Origin of the sequence: Streptomyces sp. NPDC059994 (assembly GCF_042737755.1) — a bacterium.
Lineage (GTDB): Bacteria > Actinomycetota > Actinomycetes > Streptomycetales > Streptomycetaceae > Streptomyces.
In genome coordinates, this window is record NZ_JBHWUR010000003.1 from 68,728 (window position 1) to 86,574 (window position 17,847).

18 protein-coding genes and 1 pseudogene are annotated in these 17,847 nt (G+C 70.7%); 8 read left to right on the plus strand and 11 right to left on the minus strand.

The window, feature by feature from the left end:
- Positions 1-175: 175 nt before the first annotated feature.
- A complete protein-coding gene (locus tag ACFWA7_RS02970; protein WP_385533247.1) occupies positions 176-1,252 on the plus strand; it encodes a type III polyketide synthase in 1,077 nt (358 codons plus the stop codon).
- Between the two features lie 13 nt (positions 1,253-1,265).
- On the opposite strand, the gene ACFWA7_RS02975 is transcribed toward ACFWA7_RS02970, so the two are convergent.
- From ACFWA7_RS02975 to ACFWA7_RS03005, 7 genes are all read right to left on the minus strand, one after another.
- Positions 1,266-2,864, minus strand: a complete 1,599-nt coding sequence (locus ACFWA7_RS02975; protein ID WP_385820493.1) for an alpha/beta fold hydrolase — start codon at positions 2,862-2,864, stop codon at positions 1,266-1,268.
- 156 nt (positions 2,865-3,020) lie between these two features.
- Positions 3,021-3,167 carry a hypothetical protein gene (locus tag ACFWA7_RS02980; protein WP_385533241.1) on the minus strand — a complete coding sequence of 49 codons (147 nt, stop codon included), beginning with the start codon at positions 3,165-3,167 and terminating at the stop codon, positions 3,021-3,023.
- Positions 3,168-3,229: 62 nt separating this feature from the next.
- Positions 3,230-3,562, minus strand: coding sequence for a hypothetical protein (locus tag ACFWA7_RS02985; RefSeq protein WP_385533238.1), 333 nt, complete (start codon positions 3,560-3,562; stop codon positions 3,230-3,232).
- A gap of 74 nt (positions 3,563-3,636) precedes the next feature.
- A complete protein-coding gene (locus ACFWA7_RS02990) occupies positions 3,637-3,828 on the minus strand; it encodes a hypothetical protein (protein ID WP_385820622.1) in 192 nt (63 codons plus the stop codon).
- A gap of 73 nt (positions 3,829-3,901) precedes the next feature.
- A complete protein-coding gene (locus ACFWA7_RS02995) occupies positions 3,902-5,299 on the minus strand; it encodes an amino acid permease (RefSeq protein ID WP_385533232.1) in 1,398 nt (465 codons plus the stop codon).
- Positions 5,300-5,933: 634 nt separating this feature from the next.
- Positions 5,934-6,428 (minus strand): GNAT family N-acetyltransferase, encoded by a 495-nt coding sequence (locus tag ACFWA7_RS03000; protein WP_385533572.1) that lies wholly within the window; start codon positions 6,426-6,428, stop codon positions 5,934-5,936.
- Positions 6,429-6,484: 56 nt separating this feature from the next.
- Positions 6,485-7,501 (minus strand): hypothetical protein, encoded by a 1,017-nt coding sequence (locus tag ACFWA7_RS03005; RefSeq protein ID WP_385533229.1) that lies wholly within the window; start codon positions 7,499-7,501, stop codon positions 6,485-6,487.
- Between the two features lie 463 nt (positions 7,502-7,964).
- On the opposite strand from ACFWA7_RS03005, the gene ACFWA7_RS03010 reads away from it, so the two are divergent.
- The 5 genes from ACFWA7_RS03010 to tgmC all read left to right on the plus strand — a co-directional run bounded on the left by ACFWA7_RS03010 (position 7,965) and on the right by tgmC (position 11,290).
- Positions 7,965-8,333, plus strand: a complete 369-nt coding sequence (locus ACFWA7_RS03010; protein ID WP_385533226.1) for a hypothetical protein — start codon at positions 7,965-7,967, stop codon at positions 8,331-8,333.
- Positions 8,330-8,695, plus strand: coding sequence for a hypothetical protein (locus ACFWA7_RS03015; protein WP_385533223.1), 366 nt, complete (start codon positions 8,330-8,332; stop codon positions 8,693-8,695). Before ACFWA7_RS03010 ends, ACFWA7_RS03015 begins: the two co-directional genes overlap by 4 nt.
- A gap of 209 nt (positions 8,696-8,904) precedes the next feature.
- Positions 8,905-9,216 (plus strand): putative ATP-grasp-modified RiPP, encoded by a 312-nt coding sequence (tgmA, locus tag ACFWA7_RS03020; protein ID WP_385820496.1) that lies wholly within the window; start codon positions 8,905-8,907, stop codon positions 9,214-9,216.
- Positions 9,213-10,163 carry an ATP-grasp ribosomal peptide maturase gene (gene tgmB / locus ACFWA7_RS03025; protein ID WP_385820498.1) on the plus strand — a complete coding sequence of 317 codons (951 nt, stop codon included), beginning with the start codon at positions 9,213-9,215 and terminating at the stop codon, positions 10,161-10,163. Before tgmA ends, tgmB begins: the two co-directional genes overlap by 4 nt.
- On the plus strand, positions 10,160-11,290 hold the full coding sequence (gene tgmC / locus ACFWA7_RS03030; protein WP_385820500.1) for an ATP-grasp peptide maturase system methyltransferase: 1,131 nt from the start codon (positions 10,160-10,162) through the stop codon (positions 11,288-11,290). Before tgmB ends, tgmC begins: the two co-directional genes overlap by 4 nt.
- 94 nt (positions 11,291-11,384) lie before the next feature.
- On the opposite strand, the pseudogene ACFWA7_RS03035 reads toward tgmC, so the two are convergent.
- Positions 11,385-13,510: pseudogene (locus ACFWA7_RS03035) on the minus strand (phage holin family protein).
- A gap of 96 nt (positions 13,511-13,606) precedes the next feature.
- The gene (locus ACFWA7_RS03040) at positions 13,607-14,011 is read right to left on the minus strand and encodes a hypothetical protein (RefSeq protein ID WP_385533209.1); all 405 of its coding nucleotides are present in this window, start codon (positions 14,009-14,011) and stop codon (positions 13,607-13,609) included.
- A gap of 270 nt (positions 14,012-14,281) precedes the next feature.
- Here ACFWA7_RS03040 and ACFWA7_RS03045 point away from each other — a divergent pair, with 270 nt between their 5' ends.
- Both ACFWA7_RS03045 and ACFWA7_RS03050 read left to right on the plus strand, forming a co-directional pair.
- Positions 14,282-15,052 carry an MBL fold metallo-hydrolase gene (locus tag ACFWA7_RS03045; RefSeq protein WP_385533206.1) on the plus strand — a complete coding sequence of 257 codons (771 nt, stop codon included), beginning with the start codon at positions 14,282-14,284 and terminating at the stop codon, positions 15,050-15,052.
- Entirely contained in the window at positions 15,052-15,708 is a 657-nt protein-coding gene (locus ACFWA7_RS03050) for a DedA family protein (protein WP_385533569.1), read from the plus strand. The genes ACFWA7_RS03045 and ACFWA7_RS03050 overlap by 1 nt, the downstream gene beginning before the upstream one ends.
- Before the next feature lie 83 nt (positions 15,709-15,791).
- Here the strand turns inward: ACFWA7_RS03050 and ACFWA7_RS03055 are convergent, their stop codons facing one another.
- Together ACFWA7_RS03055 and ACFWA7_RS03060 are read right to left on the minus strand one after the other, a co-directional pair.
- Positions 15,792-17,006: an aminotransferase class I/II-fold pyridoxal phosphate-dependent enzyme gene (locus ACFWA7_RS03055; protein ID WP_385533203.1), complete on the minus strand. Its 1,215-nt coding sequence runs from the start codon at positions 17,004-17,006 to the stop codon at positions 15,792-15,794.
- A gap of 127 nt (positions 17,007-17,133) precedes the next feature.
- On the minus strand, positions 17,134-17,841 hold the full coding sequence (locus ACFWA7_RS03060) for an ANTAR domain-containing response regulator (protein ID WP_385820502.1): 708 nt from the start codon (positions 17,839-17,841) through the stop codon (positions 17,134-17,136).
- Positions 17,842-17,847: the final 6 nt, after the last annotated feature.

Consider the following 17,847-nt stretch of genomic DNA (forward strand, 5'->3'; position numbering starts at 1 on the left):
GCGTCACCCGAGTGAGCTACCCGCTCCGGAATCTCCCTCTAATCGGTTAATTACCCCGATCAAGAACATGCGCATGACCATGCTCGGGGATACCTGACAGGCACACGACCGCACACCCCTGGAGCACCCGCGTGGAAACCGCAGGCGTCTGCCCGGCAGGAGACAAGGAAGTTCCATGGCCACCCTGTGCCGCCCCTCAGTAGCCGTACCCGACCATGTGATCACGCAGGAGGAGACGCTCGCTCTCGCCCGTGAGACGCATGCCGACCATCCCCAGCGGGACCTCGTCCTGCGCCTCATCCAGAACACCGGGGTCCGTACCCGCCACCTCGTGCAGCCGATCGAGGAGACCCTGCTCCACCCCGGCTTCGAGGAACGCAATCTGCTGTACGAGACGGAGGCCAAGGCCCGGGTGCCCGATGTCGTCAAGCAGGCACTGGTCCACGCCGAGGTGGAGGCCAAGGACATCGACCTGATCGTCTACGTCTCCTGCACCGGCTTCATGATGCCTTCGCTGACCGCCTGGCTGATCAACACCATGGGGTTCAGGAGCGACACCCGGCAGCTGCCGATCGCCCAGCTCGGCTGCGCCGCCGGAGGCGCGGCGATCAACCGCGCGCACGACTTCTGCACGGCGTATCCGCGCTCCAACGTACTGATCGTGTCCTGCGAATTCTGCTCGCTCTGCTACCAGCCGACCGACATCGGCGTCGGCTCGCTGCTCTCCAACGGTCTCTTCGGCGACGCGATCTCGGCGGCCGTGGTGCGCGGTGAGGGCGGCACCGGGATGCGGATCGAGCGCAACGGCTCGCACCTGGTGCCCAACACCGAGGACTGGATCTCGTACGCCGTGCGCGACACCGGGTTCCACTTCCTGCTCGACAAGCGCGTCCCGGGCACCATGGAGATGCTCGCTCCCGCACTCAAGGCGCTGGTGGCGCAGCACAGTTGGGAGATCCCGCAGATGGACTTCTTCATCGTCCACGCGGGCGGGCCGCGCATCCTGGACGACCTGTGCCACTTCCTCGACCTGCCGCCGGAGATGTTCCGCTTCAGCCGGGCCACCCTCACCGAGCGCGGCAACATCGCCAGCTCCGTGGTCTTCGACGCGCTGGCCCGGCTCTTCGACGAGGGCGGCGCGGCGGACGGGGCGGGCGGGCTCATCGCGGGCTTCGGCCCCGGGATCACGGCCGAGACGGCGATCGGGCGATGGGCCACAGCGGCCCCGATGGCGGCGGCGATGAGCAACTGACCACCCGCCGCGTTCAGTGCTCCGGGGGCGTCTCGCGGGCGCAGGACGTCCCCTCGGCGGGCAGTACGCCGTCGAGCAGGAAGGCGTCCGCCGTGTCGCGGACGCACTGCGAGGCCGTGTACCCGCCGTGCCCCTCGCCCTCGTAGCTGAGGACCACGCCTTTGCCCAGGTGGCGGGCGGTCTCCGCCGCCCACCGGTACGGAGTGGCGGGGTCGCCCCTGGTGCCGATGAGCAGCACGGGCGGCGCGCCGGTCTTGTCTATCTTGCGGATGTAGTCCGTACCGGCGGGCCAGCCCGTGCAGGAGATCGCCGCGCCCACCTGGTCCGGGCCGAACATCGGGGAGGCCTTGGCGAACTTCTGCTCCAGTGAGGCGAGTTCGGCGGCCGGGTCCTTGGCGCGCACCGGGTCGTCGGCGCAGTTGACCGCGAGGAGCGCCTCGCGGCTGTTGTCGTCGTCGGCGCGGTCGCCCTGCGCGTCCTCCCCCGCGAACTGCTTGTTGATCTCGTCGAGGACGGCCGGGTCCCCCTTGTCGTGGAGGGTGGCGATGCCCTGAGCGAGGGCCGGCCACAGCTGCTCGGCGTAGAGCGAGTTGGTGATCGCGGTACGCAGGTCGCCGGAGGTGAAGTCGGCGCCGGAGGCGGTTCTGGCGCTCTTGCGGTCGAGCTGGGCGACGGTCGCGTCCAGCGTGCTGGTCGCCTTGGCGGTGCTGGCGCCGAGCGGGCACACGGCACCCTGGGCGGCGCAGTCGGACAGGAAGGTGTCCAGGCCCTTCTGGAACGCCGTGGCCTGGGCGAGCGCCGACTGCGCCGCGTCCGCCGTCAGCGAGTCCACGGCGTCCAGGACCATGCGCCCGGTCCGCTTGGGGAACTGGGCCGCGTAGACCGCGCCGAGCCGGGTGCCGTAGGAGATGCCGAAGTAGTTCAGCTTCTTGTCGCCGAGCGCCTGGCGCAGCACGTCCAGGTCGCGCGAGGCGTTGACGGTGCCCACGTGCGGCAGCAGCTCGCCGGTGACCTTGCGGCACTCCTGGGCCACCGCCTTCAGCTCGTCGACGAGCTGGCTCCGGCCCTCGGCGTCGTCGGCCGGGGCGCCGTCCGAGGAGCTCTCGATGTCCTGCTCGGCCTTGGCGCCGCAGTGCACGGGTGCGCTGCGGCCCACTCCCCGCGGGTCGAAGCTCACCAGGTCGTACGCCGCGGCGAGCCGCGCGGTGTCCGCCGTGAAGCTGCCGAGGCCCTTGAGGCCGGACTCGCCGGGGCCGCCGAAGTTGAAGACGAGCGAGCCCTTGGGGGCGGTCGCGGAGGCCGCGCCGCCCGGCGAGGCTGTGCCCGCCTCCGTGCCCGTGCCGGTGGGGCCCTCGCCCGACTCGGCCGCCCGTACGCGGGCCACCGCCAGCGCGATCGTGCCGGCCTCGGGCCGGGCGTAGTCGACGGGCACGGTCAGCTCGGCGCACTCCATGCCCTTGGGGGCGTCCTTGACCGTGCAGCCGCCCCAGGTCAGGTGCTGGGTGTAGAAGCGGGTCAGATCAGGCTTGCGGCCGCCCGCCGCGGCCGGGACCGTCAGGGCGAGCAGCGCCATCGCCGCACCGGCGGCGCCCGCTGTCGTACGTCCGCGCATGGCAGACCTTTCGGTCGGGGTGCCCCCGCAGCAAACGTAAGCCGCCGAACGGAGTACCGCACGACGGATCGCCCACCGTCCTCACTCTCTGTGAGAACACCAGGTCACCAGGGCGGCGGCCGGATCCCGTCCACCGCCCTGCCGTGGCGGCCCCGGCTACTTGCCGTGCGGGTCCGCCGGGGGTCGGCGCTGCTCCTCTCCGGGGTCGGGGACCTCGCGTTCGGGGGTCGCGGGGGCCGGTCGGATCCGGGCGGCCTCGGCGCGCAGCATCGCGTTGAGCGCCGCGAAGGGGTCGATGGGCATGGCTGAACCACCTCGCTGTGCTGGTGAGTTGAGTACCGCTGAGCTCGCTGAGCACGGAACTCTCAGCAGCGCAGCACCACACAGCGCGTGGCATCGGGGGAAGTGGGCCGCACCCGGCCCGGCCCGCCGGGCCCGCGGAGGACGGGCCGGGGCGCCATCCGTACGGAACGGGCGCCCGGCGCCGGGCGGCTCGCGCGGGCCGCCGCCGGTGGCGCGGGCGCACCCTCGTCCGGCTGCTCCTCGCCCACCGGGCCCGGCACCGCCGACGACACGGCCGCCCGGTCCGGGGCGGGCGGACCCGCCGTCTCCGCCCCCGGCGCCGCCCCGAGCAGCGCGGCCACCACGAGCAGCACCACGACGGCGCGGCGCAGGGCGGCGAGGGGAACGGGCGGCATGCCTGAACCCTGCCCGTAAAAGCCCATGACCTGCCCGGATCCGGGCGAGATCCCCCCTCCCGGGTGAATGCCCGTCAGCGCACCCGGAACTCCGGCCCCTTGGGGGTGAACGGCAGCGCCCCGCCCTGCGGGTGCCGGACCGCAGGACGGTTCCGCCGCGTCCGCGCACCCGTACCCGCCCGGCGATCCCGGCCGGGGGAAGGAAGCGCGCGTCGCGGATCGGTGGCGATCCGGTCGTAGACCTCCTCGGCCGACAGCCCCTTCAACCCCGGGTCCTACAGCAGCCCTTCGGGCATCTGCCCACGCCCGCCTCGGCGGCCGGCCGTTGATGACACTCGCTTACACGCGGGCGCTCTCCCGTACGGACTGCTCGGGGAGTTCCGCCGCGTCCTCCCGCGCACGCTGCTTGCGGGCCGCGAGGACCGCGTACACCAGCACGCCCGCGAAGAGGAACAGCACGCCCTGGTAGACCGCCGCGTAGCCGGAGCCGGCGACCAGCCACAGCGAGAAGGCGGCGGCGAGGGAGGCGAGCAGTCCGTCGCGGATCAGGCGGCCGCGGTGGACCCGGTCGGCGCGGCCGGAGGCGAGGAAGTAGATCTGGGCGGCGGTCGACAGGAGGTAGGGGACGGTCGCCGTGAAAGTGGTGACCAGGACCAGCATCTCGAAGACGCCCTTGGCGCCCGCCGTGTAGTTGTAGACGGTCAGCGACGAGGCGAGGACGACCGTGACCAGGACGCCGACGGTGGGCACGCCCCGGCTCTTGCGGGCGAAGGCCTTGGGGAACAGCCCGTCCCGGGCCGCGGCGTACGGGGTCTGGGCGCTCAGCAGCGTCCAGCCGTTGAGGGCGCCGACCATGGAGACCAGCGCGGCGACCGCGACCGCGGTGCCGCCCCAGGTGCCGCCGAACATGGCGTCGACGGCGTCGGTGAACGGCGCGGTGGAGGTCACCAGGCGGTCGTGCGGCACGGTGCCGAAGACCGAGAGGGTGCCCAGGAGGTAGATCACGGCGGCGCCGATGGTGCCGAGGATGGTGGCGCGGCCGACGTTGCGGCGCGGGTCGCGGACCTCTCCCGCGCTGACCGCGGCCGACTCGACGCCGAGGTAGCTGAAGAGCAGGATCGCGGCCGAGGCGGAGACGGCGCCCATCGCGCTGTGGTCGTCGGCCTGGAGCGGGCCGAGGTTGGCCGGGTCGAAGAAGAAGAGCCCGCCGACCGCGACGAGCAGCAGCGGCGCGAACTTCAGTACGGTGGAGACCAGTTGCACCGCGCCCACGTAGCGGGTGCCCGCGAGGTTGGCGAGCGCGGGGAGCCACTGGAGCGTCAGCGCCGCCGCGATGGTCGCCGCCTTGTTCCCGTGCACGGGTATCAGTACGTCGAGGTAGCCCACGGCCGCCACGGCGAGCGCCGCGTTGGAGACCCAGGTGGTGATCCAGTACGACCAGGCGGCGAGGAACCCGGCGAAGTCGCCGAACGCCTCGCGCGCGTAGACGTAGGGTCCGCCGGTCTGCGGCAGCCGCTCGGCGAGGCGCCCGAAGACCAGCGCCAGCGCGATCGCGCCGACGGTCAGGACCGCGAAGGCGAGCAGACTGATGGTGCCGAAGGGGGCGACCGACGCCGGCAGCAGGAAGATCCCGCCGCCGATGATGTTGCCCATGACCAGAGCGGTCGCTACTGGGAGGGACATCCGAAACGTGTATGGCTTGGAAACTTGCAGGTCAGGGGACGTTTCGGGCGTCATGGGTCGCCTCGTGAGCATGGCGGGGTGGTGCCTCTCGTGGTGCCGATCGTCCGATTGGTGCCGGACGCCTGCATATGGTCCGTGACGTTCGCCCCTGGCTCAAGTTGCCGTGGATTCTCTCGCGCGACCCCGCGCGGACGCTGGATCATCCGCTACATGGGTGGTCCTGCACGGAGATTCGACGCCGGACCTCGCCTACGTGTTTCGGAACACACCTGTAGTCACAAAGGACCGACGTCCCTACCGAAGTGGGACCAAGGTAAGAAAGCCGGCAGGCATGTTCCATGCACCACCTGTACCGCAGCGCGTCATCATGTCGGCGCGCCTGAGTCGCGACGGCGACAAGTCCACCTCCATCGAGCGGCAACTGAACGTTCTCCGGACGTGGGCTATCGACTGGCAAGCCCGTCGAGGATCACGACACCGGCGAGTACAAGCTCTTCATGGACGAACCTCACCTCGCCTACGGGGAGTGGTCAGCCGTCCTGGAGGTCCTGAAGGGCAAGGAGAAGAAGCCGACCCGGCAGAGGAATGAGGCCGCCCTGCTGTCCACGGTGTCTGGCTGCGGGAACTGCCTCGGGCCCCAGTACCGGAACCGGGACACGGTTCACAGCCGGGGCAAGGTCTACCGACCTCAGAGGGACCTACGGGTACTCCGCGCCATGCACACCAACCAGGGAGACTCGGGTGCTGGCTGCACCACTCCGATTTCCTCGTAACCCCAGCCTTCGTAGAGCCTCATCACCTTCCCGTCACCTGCCGCGGGGTTCACCATCAGCGTGGTGTGCGGCTCGACTCGATGCCTCATAAGCTCGTCGTGCATCTGGCGGGAGACCCCTATGCCGCGCCACGACGGGACGACACCGATCTCCTTCACTGCAATCGCGTCCTTGGCCGTGTAGCGGCCCGGAGCTGGAGTGGACATCCGCTTCCACCAGCGATCACCAGGCGAGACAGTGTTGCCGTAGGCGAAGCCGACAGGCTCGCCCGTGGCGGAATCGTGTGCCGTCGCAGCAGCCCAACCAGGCTCCGCCCCGTGACGATCAAGCCTCTCCAGGAACACGTCCAACCGATAGTTCGGGTGCTCCAGGAGATCAGCGCGTACCTGGCTGTACAGCTTCCCGAGCATTTCCCTGACCTGTGGCGTGTAGGAGGTGTGGTGACGCAGGCTGACCGTACGGGCTGTCACTGGAGACTCTCCTCGACCTGAATGGTGTAGTTCCGCCAGACGGCAGTATGAGGGCTCCTGGGTGCGACCTCCCGGAGACGGCTCCCGAACCTCTTTAGCATTCCGATCACCCTGGGGTGGCCGGACGCGGAGTCGGTCGGCACCCGCATCGCGGTCGAGATCGCTGCTTCGAGATCCCCTTGTTCGAGCTGGGCGCGGGCGAGCCGAGCTGTCGCGATGGCACGCGACCGATGCATGTGCGGCCGAAGAACGGCGAGGCAGCGGTGGCCGTGAGCTTCGGCTTCCTCCCACTCCGCCAAGCTGAGGTAGGCGGACATGGCCAGGGAGTTGATCTCCGCCTCGTCGTAGAAGGCCAGCAGCCATGGCGGCCTTCCTGGGTCATCGGCCCGGTCTGCACGGTGCCAGGCTTCTTCTGCCTGCCTGAACGAGCGACGTGCCGCCCTAGCGTCCCCGGCGACAGCATGGATTGCCCCGTGCCGCGCCAGGCCCAGCGAAGCGAACATTGGGTCTCGCCGCACGATTCCGAGGTTCCTCGCAACCATGTTCGCGGCTTCGGCCTCGCCAGGCCGGCTCATGTGTCGGTACATGGTCCCGCTGTGCGACCAGATGCGGAACTGAATGGCGTGGTCACCGGACATCGCGGCGATGGGCTGTGCCTGCCTCATGTGCTGCTGGGCGTCCTCGAAACGGCGCCCGTCGATTGCGGCCCACAGAGCTGAGGATCGGAACCCTGCCGCGCAACTGTAAAGGGCCCCACGCACCCTCTGAGACGTCGTTCCGACCGTTAGAAGCCTCAGCGCTTCGTCGGACAGGCGAGCCGCCTCTTGCTCGATGCTCAGCTGACCTCCGTGTCTGTGATCGGAGGCGATGATCTCTGCGAAGCTCTGCCTGACCTTGGCCACATCGGACATACCCACCCGGCGCGGAGCGACCCTCGCAGCCGAGGTCGAAACCCCGGCCACCGCGGTCGCAGCGACGACGGACGCAGAGGTCACGAACTTACGGCGTTCCACTGGCGGCTCCCGACGCTGCTTGGCTGTAGTGCGGCTTCGCCGCTTGAACCCTAGATCAGCGGCACTTTTGCCCGAGACCAGTTCAAGCGCCCGAAGCTGAACCGACTTGGGACATCTCACGCGTCCGGACCGCCAAGCACGGATATTGGAGTCGTCCAGGCCCCCGATGCGTCCAGTCAGTTCCCCGACTGCTCGATTGACCAGGTCGGCAACGTCTTTGGACGATAACTTCTGGTCTTCCATCCAAGCCACAAGTGCGCCGTTTGACACTGCTTCCACACCGTAACGGTAGCCCTTCCAAGCTGCCCACCGCAGGTAAAAGAGCAGTCAAATCACCCTAGTCGATGGGACGTTGAAACATCTTGTTCGCCCTACCCGCCTTTGCGATGCGGGCGTTCACTGTGTGTCAGCTGGAACGGACCCTTCATCGACTCCCGGAGCGAATGGCTGAGGTGTCGACCAGGTGCGGACCTACGAGTGCCATCCGAGCAGCGAGACAGGCAAGTTCAACCCCAGGAAGCGAGCGACTATGCCCCCGCAGCGCACCCTCCCGAAGCGCGCCCCCGCTCAGAGCCAGATTCATTCGGAGCACGTCTCCCAGGAGCGTGCACAGCTCGCGTACACCACTCTGTACCGCCTCCTCCTGTCGGCCGGGGTGAACCTGCGCCACATGAGCTTGAAGGCTGGTGATCTGGAGAAGCCCGTAATCAGTCTCGGTCTGTGCGACATCCCGGCCGTCGAGCGGCTGATCAAGTACTTGGAACAGGTGGATCGACCGGTAGTGGCCGCTACCACCGGCGAGGAGGCGGAGTCCTCGAAGGAGGCGCCGTGAGCTTCGCTGTGGGAGCCAAGGTCCGGGACCACACCAGGTCTACGGAGGGGAAGATCTGGAAGCGCACGGGTGCGCTCCTCCACCTGCAAGACTCGAACGGATACACCTGGTCCGCCCTGGAGCACCGCTGCACCTTGGTCGAGAACGCGAGTGGTGAGCGGGTGAGCTTCCCTCCAAACACGAGGCCGCAGAGCTGCACGCCGGATCAGATGAAGGTCAATGACTACGTTCGGCTCGACGACAAGTGCTACCGAGTCGAGGACATGCGGAGCAAGGGCGGAGCCACGGGCCGAGTCCTCATCCTCGACGGGTACGGCCCATGGGTGATGACTGACACCCGACAGATCTTCCGACCTGTCTGATCACAAGACTCCTCGCCCCGGATCAGCCTTGTTCGTAACGGCACGGACAGGTCTGAGGGAAGGACCCGAGATCATCACCCGTTGCGGGGTGAGGGCAGTTCCCTGCCCCCTTCGAGACGCCAACGGACGTCACACCACACGGCTTTCGTAGGGGGCAGGTCAGCTCCAAAGCTCGGCTGTAAGCAACCCACCGACCATGGAGGAAAGTGATGTTCGTTCATTCGGATCGGATTCCGCAGGGGACGCCGCACCCCAATGGCATCAGTACGCCCGTCCCGTGGGGGGTGCGCCGGATGGCCCCGTACCCCGCGTTCGCTCCCAGTTACGCGACGGTGAAACTGGACCCGGCCACTCAGACCGGCCGGTACTTCGACCAGGCCGGCAAGCCGCTGATGATGCCGGGCCACGGCACGAGCTCGGGCACCAACCCGTCCACGAACACGGGTAACCCCTCGGACGGCAGCAGCGGTGGTGGCTCCGGTGGCGGAGACTCTGACACGGGTAACGACACCGACCAGTGACAGAACTCGGTCCGGTGCTGGTCGTCACCAATCTGGACGACCCCACGGCCGACTTGGTGATTGAGGAGCTGCACGACCGGGGTACCCCGGTCGTGCGGTTCGACTCGGGGGACTTCCCCACCACCTTGTCGTTCGCGGCTCACATCACGTCTCACGGCATCCGGGGATCACTGACGACGCCCACCCGCACTGCGGATCTCACCCAAATTCGCTCGATGTACTACCGCCGGCCCTCGGGTTTCGCCTTCCCGCACCTGGACGAACAAACGGCTCGCTTCGCGATCACGCAGGCCCGCTATGGCTTGGGTGGAGTGATGGCCTCGCTGCCCAACTGCCTGTACGTGAACCATCCGCACAGGATCGGGGACGCCGAGTTCAAGCCCTCCGGCCTCGCAGCAGCCGTCGCGAGCGGGTTCCGGGTCCCCGCGACACTGATCACTTCTGACTCGATCGAGGCCCGTAAGTTCATCAGCCAGTACCAGCGGGTGATCTACAAGCCCCTCGCCACGCCGCTGTACCGGCTCGACGGAGTGTCCTCGACGGTGAGGGTCGAAGAGGTGACTGCCGAGGAGATCGACGACTCTGTCTCCGGCACGGCCCACCTCTTCCAGCACCGTGTCGAGAAGGCTGCAGACGTGCGTCTGACCGTCATCGGTGATGAGACCTTCGCAGTCCGCATCAACTCTGACCTTCTGGACTGGCGCACCGACTACTCGAAACTGACTTACTCGGTAGTCGAGTTGCCTCCTGGGGCCGAAGCGTCGATCCGCACATACCTCAACCACTTCGGGCTGGTCTTCGGCGCATTCGACTTCGCCATCGACAGCGTTGGGCAATGGTGGTTCCTGGAGTGCAACCCGTCCGGCCAGTGGGCTTGGCTGGAGCCGGAAACGGGGCTGCCCATGACTGCGGCCATGGCGAACCTGTTGGAGAGGAAGACGACATGAGCGACCAGGAACAGGGGCTTCGCCTCCGGCTCGCGAAGACGTTGACGGCTAGCGCCCACCTGCGCACGCAGCCCTGGCGAGACGCGGTGGAGGCGGTACCTCGGCACGAGTTCATTCGTGGTGGGTTCTTCGACAGGATCGACGGAAACGGACCTACGGCCTGGACACCGATCATGCCTGATGCTCCGCTGTGGTTGGAGCGCTGCTACGAGGACGAATCCCTGGTCACTCAGATCGCCGGCACGATCGTTCCCGGCGATCTACGGGGCGAAATCATGCGGGCTCCCACCTCCTCCAGCACAATGCCGGGTCTGGTTGTCCGCATGTGGGAAGACCTACAGGTGGAGGACGGCGACCGGGTCCTTGAAATTGGTACTGGCACGGGCTACTCCACTGCGCTCGGCTGCCACCGCCTGGGCGACGAGCGGGTTACCTCCGTCGAGGTCGATCCTGGAGTATCCGGCCGTGCCGGAACCGCACTCGCACAGTGCGGTTGTCATCCTCACCTCGTCGTGGGTGACGGCCTTGCTGGGTATGCAGACAACGCACCCTATGACCGGGTGATCGCCACGTGTGGGCTCGTATCTCTACCGTACGAGTGGATCGAGCAGACACGGCCCGGCGGGGCCATCTTGGCAACTCTCGGCGGGTGGATGTTTTCTTCTGAGCTTGCCCGGCTCACAGTCAAGGAGGATGGGACGGCATCGGGGTCGTTCCTCGGTGGACGGATCTCGTTCATGCTGGCTCGCCCTCAATCACCTCCCCCGCTCGGGCTGCTGCCTGACATCGACCAGGGCGAGGAGCGGGTAGCCGCTCTGGGAGCCGACGTGATCAACGACTGGGACACACGGTTCGTCGCTCAAGTCGCGGCACCCGGCGCGCAGCGCATCAGCCTCGACCGCGATGGTCGTACGGAACACGTACTGGTGGATGTGGCTGACGGGTCATGGGCTGCACTCTCCGAAACTCATGGGCGCTGGATTGTCCGCCAGGGGGGCCCTGCCCGGATCTGGGACGACATCGAGATGTACGTCGTCCTTTGGCGCGAGGCAGGTTCACCGACCCTGGACAAGTTTCAGGTCTCGGTTACCCGAGAGAGCCAGAAGATCACCTGGCCCAAGCTCTGAGCGGCAGCGCCATGCGGAAAACCCCCTCCGGAGAGGGGGCCTCTCTCCGTGCCGAAACCCGTTCATGTTCGGGTACGGAGGGCCCTGCTCAAAATCACGCGGATTTGTCCCGCAGAGCCACCCCCTCAACCGGAAAAGGTCCTTCCGCTTCGGCCTCGGACCGGGGAATCTGCGTGGCGGGGGAAACCGGCACCTGCGGCCCCAGGCACTCGCGCAGCCACCTCCGCAGCACGTGGTGCACCTGCTCGGCGCCCACCAGCTGCCCGTGACCGGCGACCGGCGCCGACAGGTCGCGCGGCCACAGCAGGAACGGGTGCGCCTGCTCGCCGCCGAGTCCGCCGTGCGAGCCGATCTGCTCCTCGAAGGCGTGCACCTCACCGGTGACCGGGTCGTACATGGAGTTGACCATGATGTCGGCGGTGTGCGGGAAGGTGTCGGTGCGCCGCACGGCCTCCGCCGCGCCGGGCCCGAAGCCGGTCAACGGGCCCTTCCCGTCCTCCAGCTCGCAGACCGGCACCTCGTGGACGCGGTCCGTGCCCGCGCCGCCGATGACCACCGCGCCGTGCTCCTCGCTGCGCACCAGGAGGAACCCGATGCCGGGATGCCCGGCGAGGGTGCGCAGGAGCGCCGGGTGGCGGCGGTCGATCTCCTCGCGGCTGAGCCGCCAGCCGGTGTCCGGGAAGGAGACGAGCCCGAGGTTGCCGGAGGCGAGCACGACCGGGTCGGAGGCGGGCCCCGGCTCCCCGTTCTCCGGGACCGGCCGGTGCAGCGCCACCCGCACCGCGTCCCGCGCCTCCGCGCCGCTCTTGGTGCGCCCGGCGCTGCGCGGCACGGGCAGCCCGCACCCGGCCCGCACCAGGTCCTTCAGGGTCAGCCCGTAGGCGCGCGCGAACGTCTCGCCCGGGCTCTGCCCGTGGTCGGAGAGCAGGACGATCCGGTACGCGCGCGGGGCGTGCTCCGCGACCCTGTCGATCAGCGCGATCGACCGGTCCAGGCGCTCCAGGACCTTCTGGGCGTCCCGGCCGCGCGGCCCGGAGTGGTGGGCCACCTCGTCGTACGCCACCAGGTCGGCGTAGACGGCGGTGCGCCCGGCGAGCATGTCCCCGATCACCGCCGCGACCACCACATCGCGCTCGACGACGGTCGCGAACGCCCGGATGAACGGGTAGAGCCCGCCGCGCCGCACGCGCGGCGCGTCCCCGCGCAGCCGGGCGCGGGTGGACTGGCCGATCTCGCGGCCGGCCTCGGCGACGAAGGAGAGCGCGGTGCGCACCGCGTTGGCCGGGTCCGAGAAGTACGCGAAGTAGCCCGCCCGGGACCGGTTGCGGCGGCCGCGCCGGGCCGCCATCGACAGGACCAGGGCGAGCTGGTCGGCGCCGCCGGAGAAGAGGTTGCCGCGGCTGGCGCCGTCGACGGTGAGCAGCCCGCCGTCGCCGGTGCGCTCGACGGCCCGGCGCTGGAGCTCGACCGCGGAGGCCGGACGGTTGGAGACCATCAGCTCGCCGGTGTCCTTCTCGTACCACCGGAAGGCGGGCACGTCGAAGGTGCAGCCGTGCAGGATGCCGAGCTGGCTGGCGCCGGTCTGGCTGGACCAGTCGGTGCGCCACGGGGTGAGCCGGTGGGTGCGCTCCAGCCAGCCGGCGACGGTCGGCATCAGGCCGGCGCCGACCGCGTGGCACAGCACGTCGTGGCCGACGCCGTCGAGCTGGAGGAAGACCGTGCCGGGCGGCTCGGAGCCCCGGTCCTCGTCGCCGCGCGGCGGCGGCGCCGGTCGGCCAGGCGCGAGAGTCTGCGCCGGTAGGCGTTGTCGTCCCGGACCGCGAGCGCGGTGGAGGTGGCGGAGGCGACGGCCGACATCACGGCGGCCACCACCACCGCGGTCTCCGGCTGGGCCGCGCCGCGCCCGCTGGGGATCAGGCTCAGCGCGATCAGCAGCAGCGAGCCGTTGAGGAAGAACACCAACAGGCCCAGGACCAGGGCCGGGACCAGCAGGAACGCGCGCACCACCAGCGGCCACACCAGGGCGCTGAGCAGACCGAACGCCCCCGCGCCCCAGGCGGCGGTGAGCGCGACGCGGGTGATGCTGTCGCCGCCCGCGGACTTCAGCCGGAAGTCGGGCAGGATCCCCGCGAGCGCCATCATCGTGAGGGTGGAGACCGCCCACACCACGATCACCCGCACCAGGGCGCTGCCCGCCGTCCGCCATCGCCCTGTGCTCACGCCGCTCGTCACTGCCTCTCGCCCAGTCGTTCCCTCCCAGCGTGTCACAGGGGCGGAAACCGGCCGACGATTTTGTTTTCGCGGGCGGCGGCCGGGTCAGCAGCCGTCGTACCCGGCGGTCGGCATCGAGAGCCTGCGGTGGATGTGGGCCTTCCTGGCCGCGTCGTACGCCGGTTCGTCCAGCCCGGCCGTCTCCAGCCGCACCCCGCGGCGCTCGCACTCGGCGGAGAAGTCCGGCACGGACGTCAACGCCCGTTCGAGGACGCGCTCGTTGGGCGCGACGAAGAGGTCCACCTGGCCCGCGTCCACGTCCGCCCACAGTCCGAGGTGGTCGGGGCGCAGGCCGTAGAAGAGCAGCTGCCGGGTGACCACGTACCCCTTGTCGGCGGCCCAGCGCGCGCACATCTCGTGCTGGCTGCGGGTGTCCACCAGGAAGGGGTCCAGGTCGAGTTCCTCCAGCGGGGTCAGACTGGCGATCGCCGCCACTCGCACGTCACCCATGACCGACCCCCATGCCCTTCGTTTGTGGTGCCGACCCTACTCCTGGTTCACGGCGGCGAGGAGTAGCCGCATGAGTGGCAGATCTTCCAGCCGTCCTGGGTCACCGCGAGTATCCCGCCGCAGCGCGGGCACTGCTCAGAGTGCATGATCATGCCGGGCCTTCCCTTCGTGGACCGATGCCTGCCCCGGGCCCCGTCCTGTGCGCCCCCGCGACACTTAGGCTCGTACACAACAGCGCGCACGGTGGACTTCGAGCGGAGGAGATTTCGGGTGCCGGTGGAGATCACCTGGTGGGGTCATGCCACCTGCACGGTCGAGGACTCCGGGGTGCGGGTGCTCACCGATCCGCTCTTCACCCGGCGCCTGGCGCATCTGCGCAGGCGGCGGGGGGCGGTGCCGCCGCCCGAGGCCGCCGTCGCCGAGGTGGTCCTGGTCTCGCATCTGCACTCCGACCATCTGCACCTGCCCTCCCTCGCCCGGCTCGCGCCCGGCACCCGGCTCGTGGTGCCGCACGGCGCGGTCCGGGCCGTGCCGGGGCTGCACAGGCTCGGGCTGCGCCTCACCGAGGTGCGGGCCGGGGATGTGGTCCAGGCAGGTGGCCTGCGCATACGGGCCGTCAGCGCACGCCACGACGGGCGGCGGCTGCCGTTCGGGCCGCACCGCACGCCCGCGCTCGGCTATGTCATCGAGGGCCGCGCCCGCACCTACTTCGCCGGGGACACCGGGCTCTTCGACGAGATGGCCGAGGAGGTCGGGCCGGTCGACGTGGCCCTGCTGCCGGTCGGCGGCTGGGGTCCCTGTCTCGGCCCGGGGCACCTGGACGCGGGCCGGGCCGCCCAGGCGCTGGCCCGGCTCGGGGCGCGGGCGGCGGTGCCGGTGCACTACGGCACGTACTGGCCGATCGGGCTCGACGGGGTGCGCCCGCACGAGTTCCACGCGCCCGGCGACGACTTCGTCCGCCACGCGGCCCGGCTCGCACCCGGGGTGACGGTGCACCGGCTGGCGCACGGCGAGAGCGTACGGCCCGAGGTCGCCCGGTGATCGCCGCGTTCCTGGCGCGGGCGGCGGGCCAGGTGCCGCCGGAGTCGACGCAGCAGGCGCTCGGCTATCCGTCCCTGTTCGCCCTGGTGGTGCTGGGCTCGCTGGTGCCCGTGGTGCCCACCGGGGCGCTGGTGTCGACGGCCGCGGTGGTCGCCTTCCACCAGACGGCCTGGTTCTCGCTGCTGCTGGTCTTCGCGGTGGGCGCGCTCGCCGCGTTCCTGGGGGACATCGGCCTGTACTGGCTGGGGCAGCGCGGGGTGCGTTCGCGCGGCGGGTCGCGGTGGCTGGCGGCGCTGCGGGAGCGGGCGGCGCCGGACCGCCTGGAGCAGGCCCAGGAGAAGCTGAACCGGCACGGGGCGGCGGTCCTGGTCCTGTCCCGGCTCGTCCCGGCGGGGCGGATCCCGGTGATGCTGGCGTGTCTGCTCGGCGAGATGCCGTTGCGCACGTTCGTACGCGGCGACCTGCCCGCGTGTGTGGCCTGGGCCGGTGCGTACGGGCTCATCGGCATCCTGGGCGGCTCGCTCTTCCCCGAGCCGTGGCAGGGCGTGGTGGCGGCGGTCGTCATGACGCTGCTGATCAGCGCGGGCCCGACGGTGTGGCGCAGGCTGCGGCACGGGGCGCAGGCCGAACCGGCGGAGGCCCCGCACCCGAAGTAGCCCCGGACGCGCTCGGGCGGCCGGCACGCGCGAAGAGCCGACCGGCGGGCCCATGCCGGGCGCTCCGATGGCCCCGGCGCCGGTCACAGCCCGTCGAGCGCCTCCCTGAACGCGGCCAACGCCCGCTGTACATGCGGCAGTTCCAGCGGGTGAGCCGCGTCCAGCGTCCGCGCGCACTCCTCCTCGGTCGCCCCGAGCAGCGGCCGCGTGGCGAGCCGGGCGCGCAGCGCGCCCAGTTCGTCGCCGAAGCGGTGGCCGCCGGGGGCGGGGGCGCCGAGCCGGCCGGTCAGGTACTCCTCCAGCTCCATCGAGTCGGTGACCCCGCGCGCGGCCAGCCGGTTGCGGAGGGGGCCGAGGTCGGCGTAGAGGTGGCGGCCCGCCTGCGGGGGCCGGGCGAAGGCCCCGGCGGAGAGGACCGCGCGGTGGGCCGCCTCGGCGAGGGTGCCGTGCAGGGCGGCGGCCCGGCCCATCCGGACCGCGACCGGGTCGGGCTCGCCCAGGGCGTAGGCGGCGGCCTCCGCGACCGGGCCCGCCACGACCGAGCCGAGGGCGGTGAGGACATCGAGGGCGCGGGCCCTGGCCTCGCCACCGCGCTCGGTGGCCGGGAAGCGGGCGACGGCGGCGGGCCATCCGGCCGGGGTGAGCGCGCCCGACAGATCGGACAGGACGGTGACGTCGTCGGGGCACATCTCGGCGGGGCTGAACAGGACCGTGTCGTGCGGGTGGTGCAGGGTGTCGCGCCAGGTCTCGTCGCTGATGATGTGCAGCCCCTCCCCCACGGCCGCCTCGCACGCCTCCCGTACGGTCTCGGGCGGCGCGACCGTCGCGGTCGGGTCGTCGGCGACGGAGAGCACCAGGAGCCGGGGCACCCCGCCCTCGGTGCGCACCCGGCGCACGGTCTCCAGGAGGGCGTAAGGGTCGGGGACGCCGCCGCACTCGGCCGGGGTCGGCACGTGGTAGGCGGGCCGCCCGAGCAGCCGGGCCTGCGGGGTCCACCAGGCCGGGCAGGGGCGGGGCAGCAGCACGTCGCCCCCGTACGAGGCGAGCAGGGCGAACAGGAGCGGCTGGGCGCCCGGCGCGGCGGCCACCAGCTCGGGGTCGCCGCGCAGTCCGCGCCGCCGCCAGTAGCCGCAGGCGGCCTCGCGCAGCTCGGGTCCGCCGCCGGGCGGTTCGGGGCCGGTGCGCTCGGCGGCGCCCGCCAGGACCGCGGCCAGCTCGGGCAGGACGGGCAGCCCGGTGCCGGGCGCGGGCGGTCCGTAGCGGACGGGTCCCCGGCCTTCCGCCACCGTCCCGTGCATGCGCCGCCTCCTTCGCACCCCGCCGTCCGCCGTTTCGGCCCCTGAGCCCTTTATACGGAGGTTTGCCCGGCGGCGCCGCTCCGCATGCGTACGCGGACGTGCCGGACGGGTCCCGGGCGGGCGGCGGTCAGGCGGGGCGGGGGACGGCCGCGAGCCTGTCCTCCAGGCCGCGGCCCTTGGTGCGGACCACGCCCTCGGCGACCTCAAACAGCTTCCGGTTGGCGTGCTGCGAGACGGTGCGCAGTACGGCGAAGGCCTCCTCCGCGTCGCAGCCGAGCACATGCATCACGATGCCGCTGGCCTGGTCGATCACCGGGCGGGAGCGCAACGCCGTCTCCAGTTGCTCCACCTCCGCAAGGGCCGCGCGGTAGCGGCGGTCGCGGACGAGGCCCGCGGTGGTCTCCTCGCCGAGGATGCTCACCGGGCCGCACACGGCCTCGTCGAGCGAGCCGGGGCGGAAGCTGTAGAGGCTGAGGGTGACTTCGACGCCGGAGCGACGGAAGGGAAGGGTGACACAGGACCGTACGCCCGACTCCAGGGCCAGGGCGCGGTAGCCGGGCCAGCGGCTCTCCGTCAGCAGGTCCTCGGTGTCCACCGGGGCGCCGACGTCCAGCGCGGTCGGAATGGGCCCGTCGCCGCAGGCCAGCTGGACGTTCGCGAGGGGCGCGAGGTCCGGGTGCGTGGCGGTGACCCGGCTGTCGGGTCCGCTGTCGGCGATGGTCGCCACGGCGCCGCAGGAGCCGGGCGCACAGCGCACCGACTGCTCGGCGAGCCGGGAGAGCCGGCCCACGGGGGAAGCGGAGTGCGGTCGTTGACGTTCCGGCTCGCAGAGCATGGGAAA

What these genes read in the sequence shown, in the direction of transcription:
- ACFWA7_RS02970 (WP_385533247.1), top strand. Translation starts at nt 176, where the DNA reads ATGGCCACCCTGTGCCGCCCCTCAGTAGCCGTACCCGACCATGTGATC.
- ACFWA7_RS02975 (WP_385820493.1), bottom strand. Translation starts at nt 2,864, where the DNA reads ATGCGCGGACGTACGACAGCGGGCGCCGCCGGTGCGGCGATGGCGCTG.
- ACFWA7_RS02980 (WP_385533241.1), bottom strand. Translation starts at nt 3,167, where the DNA reads ATGCCCATCGACCCCTTCGCGGCGCTCAACGCGATGCTGCGCGCCGAG.
- ACFWA7_RS02985 (WP_385533238.1), bottom strand. Translation starts at nt 3,562, where the DNA reads ATGCCGCCCGTTCCCCTCGCCGCCCTGCGCCGCGCCGTCGTGGTGCTG.
- ACFWA7_RS02995 (WP_385533232.1), bottom strand. Translation starts at nt 5,299, where the DNA reads ATGACGCCCGAAACGTCCCCTGACCTGCAAGTTTCCAAGCCATACACG.
- ACFWA7_RS03000 (WP_385533572.1), bottom strand. Translation starts at nt 6,428, where the DNA reads ATGCTCGGGAAGCTGTACAGCCAGGTACGCGCTGATCTCCTGGAGCAC.
- tgmA (WP_385820496.1), top strand. Translation starts at nt 8,905, where the DNA reads ATGTTCGTTCATTCGGATCGGATTCCGCAGGGGACGCCGCACCCCAAT.
- tgmC (WP_385820500.1), top strand. Translation starts at nt 10,160, where the DNA reads ATGAGCGACCAGGAACAGGGGCTTCGCCTCCGGCTCGCGAAGACGTTG.
- ACFWA7_RS03040 (WP_385533209.1), bottom strand. Translation starts at nt 14,011, where the DNA reads ATGGGTGACGTGCGAGTGGCGGCGATCGCCAGTCTGACCCCGCTGGAG.
- ACFWA7_RS03055 (WP_385533203.1), bottom strand. Translation starts at nt 17,006, where the DNA reads ATGCACGGGACGGTGGCGGAAGGCCGGGGACCCGTCCGCTACGGACCG.
- ACFWA7_RS03060 (WP_385820502.1), bottom strand. Translation starts at nt 17,841, where the DNA reads ATGCTCTGCGAGCCGGAACGTCAACGACCGCACTCCGCTTCCCCCGTG.